The sequence below is a fragment of the Microbacterium sp. genome, assembly GCF_032084865.1.
GTDB lineage: Bacteria > Actinomycetota > Actinomycetes > Actinomycetales > Microbacteriaceae > Microbacterium.
In genome coordinates this window covers 27,808-44,790 of sequence record NZ_DAMDLU010000006.1, presented here as the reverse complement: position 1 = coordinate 44,790, position 16,983 = coordinate 27,808, and the positions used below count along the sequence as shown (strand labels likewise).

General features: G+C 69.1%; 13 protein-coding genes. 12 read left to right on the top strand and 1 reads right to left on the bottom strand.

What is annotated here, in order from left to right; genetic code table 11:
- Together RT309_RS01560 and RT309_RS01555 are read left to right on the top strand one after the other, a co-directional pair.
- The coding region (locus tag RT309_RS01560) for a CDP-glycerol glycerophosphotransferase family protein (protein WP_313354694.1) at positions 1–689 on the top strand (689 nt) is incomplete at its 5' end.
- Positions 686–2,128, top strand: coding sequence for a CDP-glycerol glycerophosphotransferase family protein (locus tag RT309_RS01555; protein WP_313354692.1), 1,443 nt, complete (start codon positions 686–688; stop codon positions 2,126–2,128). The genes RT309_RS01560 and RT309_RS01555, both read left to right, overlap by 4 nt.
- Before the next feature lie 94 nt (positions 2,129–2,222).
- Here the strand turns inward: RT309_RS01555 and RT309_RS01550 are convergent, their stop codons facing one another.
- A complete protein-coding gene (locus tag RT309_RS01550; RefSeq protein WP_313354702.1) occupies positions 2,223–3,242 on the bottom strand; it encodes a glycosyltransferase family 2 protein in 1,020 nt (339 codons plus the stop codon).
- A gap of 117 nt (positions 3,243–3,359) precedes the next feature.
- On the opposite strand from RT309_RS01550, the gene RT309_RS01545 reads away from it, so the two are divergent.
- From RT309_RS01545 to RT309_RS01500, 10 genes are all read left to right on the top strand, one after another.
- The gene (locus tag RT309_RS01545) at positions 3,360–4,583 is read left to right on the top strand and encodes a hypothetical protein (protein WP_313354690.1); all 1,224 of its coding nucleotides are present in this window, start codon (positions 3,360–3,362) and stop codon (positions 4,581–4,583) included.
- Positions 4,584–4,614: 31 nt separating this feature from the next.
- Complete coding sequence (locus tag RT309_RS01540; protein ID WP_313354688.1) at positions 4,615–5,895, top strand: CDP-glycerol glycerophosphotransferase family protein; 1,281 nt, start codon at positions 4,615–4,617, stop codon at positions 5,893–5,895.
- Complete coding sequence (locus RT309_RS01535) at positions 5,895–6,653, top strand: biotin--[acetyl-CoA-carboxylase] ligase (protein ID WP_313354686.1); 759 nt, start codon at positions 5,895–5,897, stop codon at positions 6,651–6,653. Before RT309_RS01540 ends, RT309_RS01535 begins: the two co-directional genes overlap by 1 nt.
- 57 nt (positions 6,654–6,710) lie before the next feature.
- Positions 6,711–7,256: a PH domain-containing protein gene (locus RT309_RS01530; RefSeq protein WP_313354684.1), complete on the top strand. Its 546-nt coding sequence runs from the start codon at positions 6,711–6,713 to the stop codon at positions 7,254–7,256.
- A 63-nt stretch (positions 7,257–7,319) separates the two neighbouring features.
- On the top strand, positions 7,320–8,441 hold the full coding sequence (locus RT309_RS01525; protein ID WP_313354682.1) for a 5-(carboxyamino)imidazole ribonucleotide synthase: 1,122 nt from the start codon (positions 7,320–7,322) through the stop codon (positions 8,439–8,441).
- A 101-nt stretch (positions 8,442–8,542) separates the two neighbouring features.
- Positions 8,543–9,010 (top strand): 5-(carboxyamino)imidazole ribonucleotide mutase, encoded by a 468-nt coding sequence (gene purE / locus RT309_RS01520; RefSeq protein ID WP_313354700.1) that lies wholly within the window; start codon positions 8,543–8,545, stop codon positions 9,008–9,010.
- Positions 9,007–10,479: an LCP family protein gene (locus RT309_RS01515; protein ID WP_396654393.1), complete on the top strand. Its 1,473-nt coding sequence runs from the start codon at positions 9,007–9,009 to the stop codon at positions 10,477–10,479. Before purE ends, RT309_RS01515 begins: the two co-directional genes overlap by 4 nt.
- 97 nt (positions 10,480–10,576) lie before the next feature.
- On the top strand, positions 10,577–12,202 hold the full coding sequence (locus tag RT309_RS01510) for a RecQ family ATP-dependent DNA helicase (RefSeq protein ID WP_313354680.1): 1,626 nt from the start codon (positions 10,577–10,579) through the stop codon (positions 12,200–12,202).
- Between the two features lie 116 nt (positions 12,203–12,318).
- The gene (locus tag RT309_RS01505; RefSeq protein ID WP_313354678.1) at positions 12,319–13,386 is read left to right on the top strand and encodes a glycosyltransferase; all 1,068 of its coding nucleotides are present in this window, start codon (positions 12,319–12,321) and stop codon (positions 13,384–13,386) included.
- A 284-nt stretch (positions 13,387–13,670) separates the two neighbouring features.
- A complete protein-coding gene (locus tag RT309_RS01500; protein ID WP_313354677.1) occupies positions 13,671–16,940 on the top strand; it encodes a hypothetical protein in 3,270 nt (1,089 codons plus the stop codon).
- The last annotated feature ends 43 nt before the right edge of the window (positions 16,941–16,983 follow it).

The following is a 16,983-nucleotide window of genomic DNA, read 5'->3' as shown; positions in this document are numbered from 1 at the left end:
ACCGGGTCGTCGTGACCGGCGAGCCGCGCGTCGACGTGCTCTCGCAGGGCTCCGGCGAGCAGCGGCGCGCGACCGCCACCACGCTGCTGACCCGCACCGGTCCGGTTCTCACCGGTCAGCGCGTGCTGCTGTACGCGCCGACCTGGCGCGACGGCGCCCCTGACCCTGCGGTGCCGACCGCCGCGCAGTGGGTCGAGATCGTCCAGCTGCTCGAGAAGCACGACGCCATCCTGTTCATCCGGTCGCATCCGCTCGGCGCCGGCGCGTACGCGCCGCCGTGGTCGAGCGGACGGGTGCGAATGCTGAACTCCGACCTGCTCGTCGACGTCACACCGGCGTTGCCGCGCGTGGACGTGCTCATCACCGACTACTCGTCGATGGCCTACGACGTGGGTCTGCTGGCGATGCCGGTCCTGTACCTGGCCCCGGATGCCGAGCAGTACGCCCGCGAGCGCGGCTTCTACGGCCGGTACTCCGACGTCGCCGGAGACGATCACGCCGCCGACTGGCCGGCCGCTCTCGAGCAGCTCGACGCCGTGCTCTCGGACGACGCGGTCAGGGCGGAGCGCTCGGCGCGCTCGACCGAACTCAGTGCGCACATGCACGCGCATCGCGACGGGCAGAACGCCCGTCGCGTGTACCAGGCCATCCGCGCGCGCGGCATCCCCGCGCCGAAGGGAGCACGATGACCACGGCTCGCATCGATGAGCAGACGCAGACGCTCATCATCTCGGGAACCGGCGCCCGCCCGGCATCCGCCTGGCTCGTCGGGCCGCGAGCCCGTGTCGCCGCCCGGATCACCGGCGGCGGCAAGACGTGGAAGGCTACCCTGCCGCTGCAGACCTCGCGCTGGGGCGGAGCAGCGCTGCCGCTGCCCGCCGGAGCGTACCGGCTGACGGTGGAGGGCGTCGACGTCGACGTCGACGGCGTCGAGATCGAGCCCACCCTGCTGCCGGGTCTGCGCATCGAGGTGCACGGACCGGATGCCGTGATCGCGGCACCCATCGCCCCCATCTACGAGACCCCGGAGGGCCAGCGCACACTCGAGCAGCGATACGCGTCGCAGATCGGCGCCGGCGAGAACGCGGTCTTCTTCGAGAGCTTCTACGGACAGACCGCCGGATGCAATCCGCGGGCCATCGACCGCGTGCTCGCCGAGCGCGCACCGGCGGTGACCAGGTACTGGAGCGTCACCGACCTGTCGGTGGAGGTGCCGCCGGGAGCGACCCCCGTCGTCGAGGGTGGCCCGGACTGGTGGCGCGCCCGCGCCGAGTCCCGCATCCTCGTCGTCAACGACTGGCTGCGGCGCCGGTTCGTGCGCAAGCCGGGGCAGATCGTGCTGCAGACCTGGCACGGCACGCCCCTCAAACGCCTCGCGCTGCACCGGCCCGGCTTCGACCCGCGACGCATGGCGGCGGTCATCAAGGAATCCCGCCGGTGGGATGTGCTGCTCGCGCAGAACCCGTACGCGGCACGCATCCTGAAGAAGGCGTACGCGTTCGTCGGCAAGCCGATCTGGGTCGAGGGCTACCCGCGCAACGACGTGCTCGTGAACGCAGACCCGGCTCCCGTCCGCGAGGCACTGGGCATCGGTGCCGACGAGCGCGTCATCCTCTACGCACCCACCTGGCGCGACGACCGCTCCGAGATGGTCGACTTCGTCGACCCGCAGCTGCTGGCCGAGCAGACCGACTCGGTCGTGCTGGTGCGCGGACACTCGCGCACCATTCAGCCGGGGCGCGATCACACCGGCGCCAGGGTCATCGACGTCACGGGATACCCCGAGACGGCCCGGCTGCTGCTCATCGCCGATGTGCTCGTCACCGACTACTCGTCGGTGATGTTCGACTTCAGCGTCACCGGCCGGCCGATGTTCTTCCTCGTGCCCGACCTGCAGCACTACCGCGGCGAGCTGCGCGGGTTCTACTTCGATCTCGCCGAGCGCGCCCCGGGGCCGCTCGTGCACAGTCAGGACGAGCTGGTGCGTGCGATCGACGAGCCGGAGGTGCCCGAGGCCTACCGCGAGCGCTACGCCGCGTGGCGTGCGCAGTTCAACCGGCGCGATGACGGGCAGGCCGCCGATCGCGTCGTGTCGCGCATCCTCGATCAGGGATGGCTCACGGCCTGACCCCCGACCCCTGACCCCGATGGGCCCCTGAGCCGGATGGGTCCCTGAGCCTGATGGGCCCCTGAGCCTGTCGAAGGGCCGAGCCCGCTCACCGCTACGGCAGCGGCGTGTTGCGCGACCCCAGCCGCGACGCGTCGACCGTGTCGCCCGCACCGCGCAGCGCGCCACCGAGGAAGCCGAGCCCCCACGACAGGTGCATGGTCGGCAGCACGGCCATCGTCCACAGCCGCTGGCGCAGCCCGCCGGGGCTCACGAGACCGACGCCGATGACCAGCAGCGCGTACGCGATGAGCGGCAGGTAGATCACCGACGCGACCACTGCGGCGACGCCGCGCAGCACCCCGAGCAGCTGCAGGATGCCGACGAGCACCGCCATCGCGGTCACGACCACCAGGACGGGCGGGGCGAAGAAGCGCAGTCCGTTGCGCCGCCCGAAGCGGCGCACCAGCTCGCCCCGCCACGCGCCGGTGGCACGGAACTGCCGGGCCAGCCGCGGCCAGCTCTCGCGCGGCCAGTACGTGACCGACAGGGCGGGGTCGAACCACACGAGATGACCGGCCTGCCGGATCCGCAGGTTCAGCTCCCAGTCCTCGCCGCGGCGGATCGTCTCGTCGAACAGGCCGACCTGCTCGATCACGTCTCGGCGCATCACGCCCAGGTACGCCGACTCGGCCTCGCCCTCGTGCTCACTGCCGTGGTAGGCGCCGCCGCCCAACCCGACGGGGGAGTTGTACAGTCGCGCCACGGCCCGCTGGAACGGGGTGCGCCCGTCGGCGCGCATGACTCCGCCGACGTTCGCCGCGCCCGTGCGCTGCAGCGTCTCGAGGGCCCGGCGGGCGTAGCCGGCGGAGAGCTCGGAATGCGCGTCGACGCGGATGATAGTGGGGTGCCGGCTGGCGCGGATCGCGGCGTTCAGGCCGACGGGGATGTGCGCTGCGGGGTTGTCGACCAGGATGATCCGCGGGTCGTCATCGGCGAGGCGGCGGGCAAGCTCGGTCGTGCCGTCGCTGGACGGACCCAGCGCGAGCACGAGCTCGGCGGGACCGTCGATGTCCTGCTCCAGCACCGAGCGCACGGCGTGCTCGAGATAGTCGCGCTCGTTCAGAACCGGCATCACGAACGAGACGCCGGCGGAGGTGATCCTGTCGTCATCCTGCACGTGTCGATCATGTCATGCGCCTCCGGCCGGCCGGCACGGACGATTCGGAGGTTGTCTCGATAGCGTCCCGGGATGGACGTTCTGCGGGATGCGAAGAAGGCCATCGGGCTGGTGCGGCGCGAGATGCGGCTGCGGGAAGCGCGGCGGAACCTGCAGGAGATGCTCGCCGACAGGCCCGCACTGCCCGCCGGTCATTTCCGCATCGCGGTGTACTTCGCCGATACCGAGGTGAACATGTACCAGATCCGCCAGTGGTACCGCCCGCTGCAGCGGCTCGCCGACCGCCACCCGGTCGTCGTGCTCTCGCGCTCCCCGCGCGGGGCGGAGGCGCTGCTGCGCGACGACGCCCTGCCGGTGGCCTTCGTTCCCGAGGTCACCGAGCTCGAGGCGTTCCTCGCCGAGCAGGACATCCGCATCGTGCTGTACGTGAATCAGAACACACGCAATTTCCAGATGTTCCGCTATGGCCGTCGCATCCACGTGTTCATCAATCATGGCGAGTCCGACAAGGTCTACATGAGCAGCAACCAGTACAAGGCGTACGACCACGCGTTCATCGCCGGAGAAGCCGCTCGCGACCGGCTGGTGGACGCGCTGTGGGAGTACGACGTCGACGCGCGCACGAGCATGATCGGCCGGCCGCAGGCCGACCACTTCGCCGGTGACGTGCCGTTCACGCCCGATGAGCGCACGGTGGTGCTGTACGCGCCGACCTGGGAGGGCGACCGGGCGTCGATGGCGTACGGGTCGGTGCGCACGCACGGCGTCGCCCTGGTCGAGGCGCTGCTGGCCACCGGCCGGCACCGGGTGATCTATCGGCCGCATCCGCGCACCGGGGTGATGGATGCCGAGTACCGCGCCGCGAACGAGAGGATCATCGCGATGCTGACCGAGGCGAACGCCGCCGACCCCGCCGCGCACCACGTGCACGACGACGGTCCGGTCATCGGCTGGCAGCTCACCGTCGCTGACGTCGCCGTGCTGGATGTGTCGGCCATGATCTACGACCGCCTCGCGACCGGACGCCCGCTGCTCGTGACCCGCCCGGTGAGCCCAGAGGCGGAGGTCGACGAGAGCGGCTACCTGTCGGCCTGCGAGTGGCTGAGCGCCACCGCCGCGCGGACCGGGGCGGCGGCCGAGATCGAGCGCGTGCGCGTCGACGCGGAGGCGATCGAACGCCTGGGCCGCTGGTCGACGCGCTATTTCGGCGACACCTCGCCGGGAGCCGCGACCGAGCGTTTCGAAGCCGCGATCGATCGGCTCTGGGCCGCCGCCTCCGGGCATCCCGACGCCTGAGGGCGGTCGCGACCGCCGGTATCCTGGAGGGATGGGTGTGGTCTCAGACGGCAAGAAGGCGTATCGACTGCTGCAGAAGGCACTGACCTCACGATCGGCCGTGCAGCGGGTGCGGCGCCTTCTCATCGCACAGGGCCCCCATCCGCACGGTCACTACCGCGTCGCGGTCTACTTCGCCGACGGCGCCGTCAACATGTACCAGATGCGTCAGTGGTACCGCCCGCTCGCCGAGCTCGCGAAGCGGTGGCCCGTCGTCGTGCTCGCCCGCAGTGCGACCGGCGCAGAGCGTCTGATCGCCGAGGACGCCCCGCCCGTCGCCTTCGTGCCCACGGTGCGCGACCTCGAGCGGTTCATCGCCGAGCAGGACATCCGCGTCGTGCTGTACGTCAATCAGAACACCCGCAACTTCCAGATGTTCCGCTACGGCCGCCGCTGGCACGTGTTCATCAACCACGGCGAGTCCGACAAGATGTACATGACCACGAATCAGTACAAGGCGTACGACTACGCCCTGATCGCGGGGCAGGCCGCGCGTGACCGGCTCAGCCGCACACTGTGGGACTACGACCTCGACACGCGCACGATCGAGATCGGCCGGCCGCAGGCCGACCACTACTCCGGAACGCTGCCGTACACCCCCGACGAGCGCATGGTCGTGCTGTACGCGCCGACCTGGGAGGGCGATCGTCCCTCGGCGCACTACGGCTCGATCGCGTCGCACGGCGAGACCCTGGTCACCCGGCTGCTCGCCACGGGGCGCCACCGGGTGATCTACCGTCCGCATCCTCGCAGCGGCGTCGTGAACGACGAGTACGGTGCGGCGCACCGCCGCATCCTCGCCGCGATCGATCAGGCCAACGCCGCCGACCCCCGCGCGCAGCACGTGCACGACGACGGCCCCGAGCTTGGCTGGCAGCTGTCCGCCGCCGACGTGGCCGTCGTCGACATCTCGGCGATGGTCTACGACCGGCTCGCTGCGGGCAAGCCGCTGCTGATCACGAGCCCGGCCGACGAGCGCGCCTCGATCGACACCACCGGGTACCTGTCGGCGTGCGAGTGGCTCACCGTCGACGGGGCCGCGCGCATCGTCGAAGAGGTCGAGCGGGTCGCCGCCGACGACGACGCCGTCGCGCGGCTGCACCACTGGGTGCAGCGCTACTTCGGCGACACCAGCCCGGGCGCTGCCACCGCGAAGTTCCACGGCGCGATCGAGCAGCTCATGCAGAAGTGGGACGACTGGCACGCGCGGGAGGTCGGCACCAGGGCATCCGGTGCGGACGACGGCGAGAGCGACGACGAGGACGACGTCTGATGCGGCTTCCCCGCACGCATGCACTCGCCGACCCGCTCATCGTGCTCGACTCGTGCGGCTCGACCAACGCGGAGATGCGCGAGCGGCACGCTGACGGGCGGCTCGGGCATCTCGCTGTGGTCGTCACCGACTCGCAGACCGCCGGCCGGGGGAGACTGGATCGCACCTGGACGACACCGGCGGGCGCTGCGCTGGCCGTGTCGGTGCTGCTGCGCGATCTGCCCGCCGACGTCGACGCATGGGGCTGGCTGCCGCTGGCTGCGGGAGTGGCGATGACGGATGCCGTGGCAGCCCAGCTGCCGGCACATGTCGTCGGACTGAAGTGGCCCAACGACGTGCTCGTCGACGGGCGCAAGATCTGCGGCATCCTCGCCGAGGTCACCCCGCACGGCGTGATCATGGGCAGCGGCGTGAACACCGCCATGACGACCGACCAGCTGCCCGTGCCGACGGCCACGTCGTTCGCCGTGCTCGAGGCGGACGCCGACATCGACCGTCTGCTCTCCGACTATCTGATCGCCCTGCGCGACCGGGTCGCCGAGCTGGCACGGGTCGGTGCCACCGCATCCGGACTCCATCACGACGCCGAGAAGCGCTGTCTCAGCCTCGGCCGCGACGTCGAGGTGACCCTGCCGCACGGCGAGACGGTGCACGGCCGCGCCGTGCGACTGCAGGACGACGGATGCCTGGTGGTCGACGTCGACGGGGCCCCGCGCGCCGTGGCATCCGGCGATGTCGTGCACGCCCGACTCGCCTGAGCCGACGCGCCCGGCGGGCCTTCCGCGTACCCGGGCCGCCGCAGGCACAATGGAGGGGTGACCCAGCCCGTGACCCTCGGCGGCAGGCCGAACATGCCGCCGCCGGGTGCGCCCGCCGAAGAGCTGCTCGTGGCGCGTCTGCGCAGTCAGGCGCGCCGGCTCTTCTGGCCGGCTGCGCTGCTGATCGCCACCGCCGGCGCCACCGGCTACTTCTACGACAACCTGCCCGCCCCGTTCGAGAACTGGATGCTGCTCGCCGCGGCGGGCATCGTCGTGCTGCTGCTCGTGGTGATGCCGTTCCTGTTCTGGATCTCGCGCACCTTCACGATCACCACCCGCCGGGTCATCGTGCGCGACGGGCTCGGCTCGCGCCGCCGCCGCGAGCTGTCGCACATGCGCGGCTACTCGATCAGCATCCGCCGCGGCCCGCTGCAGCGGATGTGGGGTGCGGGAACGATCACGCTGAGCAACGGCGCCGATGAGCCCGTGCGGCTGGTGAACGTGCCCATGGCGAGTCTCGTGCACGAGGTGCTCGCCGATCAGGTAGAGGTCAATCAGATCCTCGCCCACCGCGACGCGCAGACCGCGAGCCGGGGGTACTGAGCCTCGATCGTCTTCCGCCTGCGACGGAGTGCGCGAGAATGGAGGCGACGAAAGGGGCGCTGCATGACCGTGCGCGTGGGTGTGATCGGCGGAGGACAGCTGGCTCGGATGATGATCGCTCCGGCGGTCGAGATCGGGCTCGACATCCGGGTGCTCGCCGAAGACGAGGGGATGTCGGCGCAGCTGGCCGCGACCGCCATCGGCGACTACCGCGACCTCGAGACGGTCCGCGCGTTCGCGCGCGACGTCGATGTCGTCACCTTCGATCACGAGCACGTCCCGCAGGAGGTGCTGCGCGCGCTCGTCGCGGACGGCACGCAGGTGCATCCGGGCCCCGACGCACTGCAGTACGCGCAGGACAAGCTGGTCATGCGGGCGCGTCTCGCCGAGCTCGACGTGCCGCAGCCGGAGTGGGCGGCGGTGCACGACGCCGACGAGCTGCAGCGGTTCATCGACGAGCACGGCGGGGGAGCGGTCGTGAAGACGCCGCGCGGCGGCTACGACGGCAAGGGCGTGCGCGTCGTGCGCGCCGGATCCGAGGCGGCCGACTGGTTCGCCTCCGCCGACGGCGGGGCTCTTCTCGCGGAGGAGCTGGTCTCGTTCCGCCGCGAGCTCGCCCAGCAGATCGCCCGCCGGCCCGGAGGGGAGATGGCCGCGTACCCGGTCGTGGAGACCGTGCAGCGCGACGGCGTGTGCGCCGAGGTCATCGCACCGGCGCCGAGCACCACCGATCGCGTGATCGCTCTGGCCGAGCAGATCGGCCGCCGGATCGCCGACGGCATCGGGGTGACGGGGATGCTCGCCGTCGAGCTGTTCGAGACCGACGACGATCGCATCCTCGTCAACGAGCTGGCGATGCGTCCGCACAACAGCGGGCACTGGAGCCAGGACGGCGCCACCACGGGGCAGTTCGAGCAGCACCTGCGCGCGGTCGCCGATCTGCCGCTCGGGCGCATCGAGCCGCGTCAGCCGTGGACGGTGATGATCAACATCCTCGGCGGACCGGCCGACGGCTCGCTCGCCGACCGCTTCGCGCCCGCGATGCAGGAGTACCCGGATGCGAAGATCCACACCTACGGCAAGGACCCGCGTCCGGGCCGCAAGGTCGGGCACGTGAACGTCTCGGGCGACGACCTCGACGAGGTGGTCTACACCGCCCGCGCGGCGGCCGCCCTGTTCGTCTGAGCGCGCGCGTGCCGTTGCGCCCTTCTCCCAGCGGCGCATCGTAGCCTGTCATGGTGACTGAGCCACTGCACTCCGCGAGCACGCCCGTCGTCGGCGTCGTCATGGGATCCGACTCCGACTGGCGCGTGATGAGCGACGCCTCCCAGGCGCTCACCGACTTCGGCATCCCGCACGAGGTCGAGGTCGTCTCGGCGCACCGTACTCCCGACAAGCTGATGAGCTACGGGCGCGAGGCGCGCGGCCGCGGCATCCGGGCGATCATCGCCGGGGCCGGGGGAGCGGCGCACCTGCCGGGCATGCTCGCCTCGGTCACCGCGGTGCCGGTCATCGGCGTGCCGGTGCCGCTCGCCTACCTCGACGGCATGGACTCGCTGCTGTCGATCGTGCAGATGCCCGCAGGCATCCCGGTGGCGACCGTGTCGATCGGCGGTGCGCGCAACGCCGGTATCCTCGCGGCGCGCATCCTCGGCACCTCCGACGCCGATCTCGCCGACCGGGTCGAGGCGTACGCGCGCGACCTCGAGCAGCAGGTCGAGCAGAAGAACCAGCGGCTGAAGGACTCCCTGTGACCCTGGCCGCACCGCACGCTCCGGCGCGAGGCGGGCGGCCGCTCATCGAGAACCGGCCGCTGCGGCACCCCGACACGTCAGATCCGGCGGTCATGGGCCGTCGCGGATGGTGGCTCGTAGCGCTGAACGCGCTCATCCCGGGCTCGGCGCAGGTGCTCGCCGGCAACCGCCGTCTGGGGCGCTTCGGACTCGGAGCCACCCTGCTGGGGTGGTTCCTGCTCATCGTCGGCGCGGGGATGGGGCTGTTCGCGCAGGATGCGCTGGTGTGGTTCGTCACCGGACCTCTGTCGTTCATCGCGCTGACGCTCGTGCAGGTGCTGCTGATCGGGTACGCGATCCTGTGGATCGTGCTGACCGTCGACACCCTGCGCGTGGTGCGCCTGGTGCGGGTGCCGGTCTTCTCGCGATGGGCGATGGCGGTGGCATCCGTTCTGGTGCTCGCGCTCGCCGCTTCGTCTGCGGTCTACGGGTCGACCGTGGCAGCATCCAGCCGTGGCGCGATCGGCAGCATCTTCGGACAGAGCGGGCCGAGCCTGCCGCCCAGCGACGGGTACTACAACATCCTGCTGCTCGGCGCCGACAGTGGCGACGGGCGCGACTCGATGCGGTTCGACAGCATCTCCGTCGTCTCGGTGAACGCCTCGACCGGCGCGGTGACGATCACGGGCATCCCGCGAGACATGCCGAACGTGCCGTTCGCAGAGGACAGCCCGATGCGCGACCCCGACCTGGTCGGATTCGATTACCGCAACTACTTCGAGGGCCACGACGACCGCACCTGCGGCTGGGGGCCCGGGATCAACCAGCTCACCAACGCGGTGCAGGTGTGCCGTGACGACGACGGAGTCGGCCTCTACCCGGATGCGGCGGCGCACGGATCCACACCCGAGATCGAGGCCACCAAGGACGCCGCCGAGGGAGTGCTCGGGATCGACATCCCGTACTACGTCTTCGCCGACATGAACGCGTTCGCCCAGATCATCGACGCACTCGGCGGGGTGGACATCGAGGTCACCGAGCGCTTGCCGAAGGGTGGTGGCCCGTCGTATCCCGGCGAGCCCGCCGACGAATGGGCGACCGGCTGGATCGAACCGGGCGCGCAGCACATGGACGGCGACACCGCGCAGTGGTATGCACGGTCGCGGTATACGACCAGCGACTGGGATCGGATGAAGCGCCAGCGCGAGCTGCAGGTCGCCATTCTCGAGCAGTTCACGCCCCGCAACGTGCTGGGCAGGTTCAACGAGATCGCTGCTGCAGGTACGGCGCTGATCGACACGGACATGCCTCGTGACAAGCTGCCGGAGTTCTTCGATCTGGTCATGAAGGCCAAGGAGCAGCCGGTCGCGCAGGCCGAGCTGACGCCCGAGTTCGGTGTCGAAGAGAAAGAACCGGATTTCGCGCACATCCACGAGATGGTGCAGCAGGCTCTGCACCCGCCGACGCCCACACCGACGCCCAGCCCCTGAGCCCTGTCGGGTCCCTGAGCCTGCCGAAGGGCCTAGACACTGCCGCCTCCCCACGCAACCCCGTGGTGGGATCTGGGCTGCCGCGATGCGATGAGGTGTGATCCCAGACGACATCGACCGCGTGGCCCGCGAGTCCTTCGGAATCAACCAGCTGAAGCCCGCTCAGCGGGATGCGATCGAGGCCGCGGTGGCCGGCCGCGATGTGCTCGCCGTGCTGGCGACGGGGTACGGCAAATCGGTGATGTACCAGATCGCCGCGACGTTGCGCGAGGGCGCGACCGTCGTCGTGTCTCCGCTGATCGCACTGCAGGAGGATCAGCTGGTCGGCATCGAGAACGCGCCGGATGCGCCGGCCGCCGTCGCGCTGAACTCCGCAGGCGGGGTGCGCCGCAAGCGTGAGGCGTGGCGGATGCTGCGCTCGGGTCAGGCCGAGTTCGTGCTGCTCGCGCCCGAGCAGCTGGCGAAAGAGGAGGTGCTGGCGGCGCTCGCCGAGCTGGACGTGTCGCTGCTCGTCGTCGACGAAGCACACTGCATCGCCTCGTGGGGGCACGACTTCCGACCCGACTACCTGATGCTCGGGGCCGTCGCGGAGCGCCTCGGGCGCCCGCCGATCATGGCCCTGACGGCGACGGCATCGACGCCGGTGCGAGCCGAGATCTCGCGGCGGCTCGGCTTGCGCGGTCCGTTCGAGAGCATCGGCGAGCTCGACCGGCCCGAGATCACGCTGACCGTACGGCGGCACACCCGCGATGCCGACAAGCGAGCCGCGGTGGTGGACGAGGTCGTCGAGCTGCCGAAGCCGGGCCTGATGTACACGGCGACGCGACGTGACACCGAGCAGTACGCGCGGCAGCTGCAGGAGCACGGCCTGCGCGCGGCCGCCTATCATGCGGGGATGCCGGCGAGGGCGCGGGCCCAGGTGCACGAGGATCTGCTCGACGACCGGCTGGATGTCGTCGTCGCGACCTCGGCGTTCGGAATGGGCATCGACAAACCCAACGTGCGCTTCGTAGTGCACGCCGATGCGCCGGAGTCGGTCGACGCCTACTACCAGGAGGTGGGGCGGGCCGGCCGTGACGGTGAACCGGCCCAGGCCACCCTGCACTTCCGGCCTGAGGATCTCGCGCTGCGGAAGTACTTCGCGGGGCGCAAGCCCGCCGGCGGCGAGATCCGTGGGCTGCTGCGTGCCCTGGACGGCGGCTCCCGTAGGCGTGCAGAGCTGGCAGAGGCATCCGGACTCTCAGCCCGACGCGTGACCGCCCTTCTCGCCCTGCTTTCGGACACCGGACACGTGCGGATCGGTCGTACCGGCGCGTCGCCGCTGACCCGCGACGCCAGGACGGCGGTCTCGGACGCGCTCGAGCGGGTCGAGGAGCGCGAGCGCATCGACCAGTCCCGCATCGAGATGATGCGCTCGTATGCCGAGACGCGCCGCTGCCGGCGTCAGGTGCTGCTCGGATACTTCGGCGAAGAGCTCGACGAGCCGTGCGGCAACTGCGACACCTGCACGGCGGGCGTAGTCGGCGATGAGGGGGAAGAGACGCAGGTCGAAGACGGAAGCCGCTTCCGGGTCGACGACGTCGTTCGGCACCGGGAGTGGGGCCCTGGCACCGTGATGTCTGTCGAGGAGGACCGGATGACCGTGTTCTTCGATGCCGAGGGGTATCGAGTGCTCTCACTCGAACTCGTCGAGGAGAAGGAGCTGCTCGCGCTCGAGAGCTGAGGAGGACGTCGACTCGCTTCGGCATGGTTCGCGCGGCAGCTGAGAGAATGCAGAGCGCTCTGCTGCGGTCCGGAGAGGCTCCTGGGGGCGGTGGATGTCGCCGTTACTCTGGAATCATGACTGTGCAGCTGCGTGTCGTCATCGACCAGGTGGGCGTGGACGCCGATCTGGCGCGTGCGACTCGAGGGCTGACTCAGGGGCTGATCCGCACCGCGCCCCGCGGCTGCGTCGTCTCGGGCATCGCGCCGAACGGCGCTGAGGCGTCGATCGCCGGTCTGCGCGAGGTGCGCACCCTGCCGCTCGCGCGGCGTGAGGTTGCCGCCGCCTGGCAGATGGGCATCGCGGTCGGAGTCGGGGGCGGGCTGATCCATTCGCCAACCCTGCTCGCGCCGCTGGTGCGTCATGATCGACTGCACGACAACGACCAGACGACGGTCACGCTCTGGGACCTGTGCGCGTGGGAGGCTCCTGAGACGCTGCCGAAGACGAGCGTCGTGTGGCAGCGCGCGATGCTCAAGAGAGCCGTCAGACATGCGGATGCCGTGATCGTGCCCTCGCATGCGATCGCCGAGCGGCTGGGTGAGATCGCCCCGCTCGGTGATCGGATCCGCGTGATCGCCGGCGCCGCGCCGCACGGATTCGACGCGCCGGCGGATGCAGCGCGGCTGCGCGCGGATCTGCTGCTGCCGCAGCGCTATGTGGCGGTCACGGGCGAGGGTGAGTCGTTCGAAGACGGGTTCCGCGCGGCGGCGCATGCCGATGCGGATGCCGTGGTCGTCGACGTTCAGGACGGTGCGGAGGCTGCGCTGATCGAACTGGCCCGCTCTGCGCGGTTGGGTGAACAGCGCCTGCGCATCGCGGGCGAGCTCGACGACCCGTCGCGAGCAGCGCTGCTCGCGGGAGCGGATGCCGTCGTCGCGACCTCGCACGCTTCGGTCTGGCCGTGGCGACTGATCGAGGCGATGGAACTCGGCGTGCCGATCATCGCAATGGATTCGGGAGTGCACCGAGACGTGGTCGCAGACGGGGGAGCGGTCGTACCCTCCGCTCAGCTCGACGATGCGCTCATCGATGCGCTCGGTTCGGGGCGCGAGCGGCTGCGGGTATTGGGCGCCGATCGGGCCCGGGCGTTCTCATGGGCGAGTTCCGCCGAGCGCGTGTGGGCGCTGCACGCGGAACTCTGAGAGTCGGCTCCGAGTCGCTGGACACGCCGGGGAGCATCAGCCAGTATTCCGCCTCGCTGGCATCATGCCGCAACTTCCGCCACACTGTTCACATGCATCTTCGTGGATCCCGCGCCCGACGGGTCTCGCACATCGGCCGTTGGACGGCGACTCTGCTCGCCGTTCTGGGACTCATGCTCGGGACAGCCGTACCCGCGACCGCAGCCATGCCCTCGACGGCACCCGCAGCGACCTCGGTTTCGACAGCAGCGCCCGCTAAGGGGCTCATCAATGGACCCGCGAAGATGTCGTTGGCTGGATGGTCAGCCGGGAACATCATCAGTGACGCCGTATTCACCAACAAGAGCACGTTGAACGAGGCCCAGATCCAGTCATTCCTGAATGCGAAGGCGTCCAGGTGTCAGGCGGGGTACACCTGCCTCAAGGACTTCCGCCTCTCTACTCCGTCGCGGGGCGCCGACAAGTACTGCAACGGGTACACAGGCGAAGCGAACGAGAGCGCCGCACGGATCGTCTACAAGGTCGCTCAGTCCTGCGGCATCAACCCCCAGGTTCTGGTCGTCATGCTTCAGAAGGAACAGGGACTGGTCACCCACCCCTATCCCTCTTCGGAAAGATACGCCATCGCCATGGGGTTCAATTGCCCCGACACCGCGCCGTGCGACTCCGGGTCAGCCGGCTTCTTCACTCAGGTGTACGGTGCGGCCCGCCAGATGCAGGTCTACATGGAGGGCAGGTACTTCAACTGGTATGCCCCGGGGAAGACCTGGAACATCCTCTACAACCCGACCACGTCATGCGGAAGCGGCCCGGTCTACGTCGCCAATAAGGCCACCGCTGCTCTCTACTACTACACGCCGTATCAGCCGAACGCCGCGGCACTGGCTGCCGGATACGGTGAGGCGAAGCCGTGCGGGGCATACGGCAACCGCAACTTCTACAACTACTTCACCGACTGGTTCGGCTCGACGCAGGCCACATCAGCGCAGATTCTGAAAGATTCGGCCTCGGGCGTCTCGTTCCTCGTCTCTGACGGAAAGAAGTATCGATTCCCGACCAGTGAGAGAGCAGTCCAATTCACCTGGTTGGCGCCAGCCCAGACTGTGTCGTCTGCGCAGCTCGCAGGGTTTGCCGACGGAGGCGACGCGCCCAGGGCGGTGCGGACGGATGCCGGAAACGTCTATCTGTTGGACAGCGGACGACGCATCTGGGTTCCCTCGTGCGGCCGCGCAGCCGACTATGGCTGGGACTGCAGTTCACTGCCACGCGTCGGCCAAGGGCAGGTCGCGATCTATGGCGACGGCGGAGCGTTGGAACCGTCGGTGATCGCCCTCGGAACGTCCTGGCTGGTGCAGTCGGCTTCGCGGCGCGAAATCGTCGACCGATCTCTCCTCCTGCAGTTCGGTATGACCACCGGTGCTACTTCGGTCTCCGACGCTATGGCATCCGAGTACAAGCTTGGCGACCCCGTGCTTGGGGCAGGCGTGTACACGGATGGAGCTGGCGGTGCTCGGGCGCTGTTGAGCAACGGTGTGCTGTACGACATCTCGGCGGAGGGCAGAGTTCCGGCGATCGATGGCGCACTGAAGCGCATATCGAAGGAGACCTGGGCGCGCCTCAAGAGCAGCGGCACACTGCCGAATGCCGTGAAGACCGGCGGGCGAAGCTACGTGCTGGGTACTGAAGGTTGGTTGCAGGTCGACGCCTATGGCTCGACGGTTACGTTCGCTGACCTCGCCGGGGCGACACTCGCTGGCATGCCCTCGGGAGGTCCCGTATTGGGCGCTCATTTCGTCCGCGAGCAGTCGAGCGTGCAGGTGTTCCTTGTTTCGGGCGGGACCATACAGACCGCGAATGCCGACGAGCAGCGGTGGATCACCGCTGTCTTCGGTGTGCCTTCTCGAGTTCGCGTGATCGCCGACAAGATTTTGGGTGGAAGGGTACCGCCAGCACAGAGGACGGTTCGGACTCCCGATGGCGCGGCCTATCTCATCGACGGCACCAGCCGCTACCGCTTCCGTGACTGTGGGCAGGTCGCAGACTGGGGTGCTGACTGCGCCACTCTGGCTTCGACATCCGCCGGGGCGCTGGCCTCATACAGCGACCGAGGGTGGCTCGAGAGACTCGTGAAGAGATCTAACGGTTCCCTTTGGCTGGTTCAGTCTGCCAAGCGTCGCGAAGTCGTTGACCCCAATGTTCTCGCGCCATTCGGTATCGGCGCCGCGTCGAGCACAATCTCGCCGGCGCTCGTCGACTCGCTGGCCGTGGGCCCTCCGGTACTCGGATCAGGGGTATACACCGACGGGGCGGGAACGTACATCCTGGCCAACCCTGCCGGAAACCATCGGATCGCGCCCACATCACAGGTTCCAGTCGTCAAGGAGACCGCACGCCGCCTCACTGCCGACAGCCTGGCGCTACTCCCTCCAACGGGTGAGTTCAACCCGCGCATGCTCAGCGATGGGCGAGCGCTGCTGCTCAGCGAGCAGGGATGGCTCCAGGTCGACCCGTCGCTGTACGGAGGAGCACAGAAGTTCTCCGCCGCTGGGTCCGGCGCGTGGGACGGGTTGCCTCTGGCGTCCCACGAGACCCGCCCGCACTTTGTTCGCGACAGCGCATCCACTCAGTCGTTCCTCGTCTCCGGAGGCGTTCTCCAACCCGTTGATGATGATGACGCTCGCAAGTGGCTCGCCTCATACTTCGGTCTCTCATCGAAACTCTGGTCGTTCGCGGAGGGATCGCTGCGCGGGATCGCTCTGACTCCTGGCTTCATGGCGAAGACCACCGAATCGACGTACATCGTCACGGATGGTGTCACGGCGTACCGTCTTCCCGACTGTTCGGTAGTCGCGGCGTTCGGCAAGAACTGCGCGTCTCTGCAGACAGTGAAAGTCGATTCTCTCGGCATGAAGGACGGTGGCGTCCTGGCATCTCTTCTTCAGGCTCCGAGTGGCGAGAAGTGGTTGGTTCAGACGGCAACTCGCAGGGAGGTGCCAGACCCAGCTGTGCTCGCAGCCTTCGGCATCGGATCTGCCTCCTCCGCGGTATCGACCGAGCTGATCAAGACACTGCCGGTCGGACCCCCGGTCATCGCGCCGGGCACCTACCGCAACCCGGCGGGGGCAATGCGTCTTCTGGCGGACGGCGGACCTGTACTTGACGTTCCGGCGGCAGCTCAGGTGGAAGCGCTCAGGAACGCGTCGAAGCCATTGACCGCGGAGTCGTTCGCCCTCGTGAAGCCCACAGGCACGATGCCAGTGAGAGCCACGAGCAATGGACTGGCATATGTTCTCACCGCTCAAGGGTGGTCGCAGGTGGATGCCGCCAACTACGGGCCTCTGAAATTTGCGCCTGTATCCGTAGGAGTCATCTCCGCGGTGCCCGCGGCTCCAGCCGCGACAGGCGCACGATTCGTGCGGGAGGTCAGTTCACAGCAGGCGTATCTTGCGTCGGGAGGCCTTACCCCGATGTCGGCTGATCAGATGGCGTGGGCGACTGCTGTCTACGGCGTTCCCTCCTCCGTCGTGGTGGTGGCCGATGGCGCCTTGCGCTGAAACGCTGCGGATATGAGAAGAAGGGCCTCACCGAACGGTGAGG

What these genes read in the sequence shown, in the direction of transcription:
- purE (WP_313354700.1), top strand. Translation starts at nt 8,543, where the DNA reads ATGGGATCCGACTCCGACTGGCGCGTGATGAGCGACGCCTCCCAGGCG.
- RT309_RS01525 (WP_313354682.1), top strand. Translation starts at nt 7,320, where the DNA reads ATGACCGTGCGCGTGGGTGTGATCGGCGGAGGACAGCTGGCTCGGATG.
- RT309_RS01540 (WP_313354688.1), top strand. Translation starts at nt 4,615, where the DNA reads ATGGGTGTGGTCTCAGACGGCAAGAAGGCGTATCGACTGCTGCAGAAG.
- RT309_RS01505 (WP_313354678.1), top strand. Translation starts at nt 12,319, where the DNA reads ATGACTGTGCAGCTGCGTGTCGTCATCGACCAGGTGGGCGTGGACGCC.
- RT309_RS01545 (WP_313354690.1), top strand. Translation starts at nt 3,360, where the DNA reads ATGGACGTTCTGCGGGATGCGAAGAAGGCCATCGGGCTGGTGCGGCGC.
- RT309_RS01550 (WP_313354702.1), bottom strand. Translation starts at nt 3,242, where the DNA reads ATGCCGGTTCTGAACGAGCGCGACTATCTCGAGCACGCCGTGCGCTCG.
- RT309_RS01555 (WP_313354692.1), top strand. Translation starts at nt 686, where the DNA reads ATGACCACGGCTCGCATCGATGAGCAGACGCAGACGCTCATCATCTCG.
- RT309_RS01535 (WP_313354686.1), top strand. Translation starts at nt 5,895, where the DNA reads ATGCGGCTTCCCCGCACGCATGCACTCGCCGACCCGCTCATCGTGCTC.
- RT309_RS01500 (WP_313354677.1), top strand. Translation starts at nt 13,671, where the DNA reads ATGTCGTTGGCTGGATGGTCAGCCGGGAACATCATCAGTGACGCCGTA.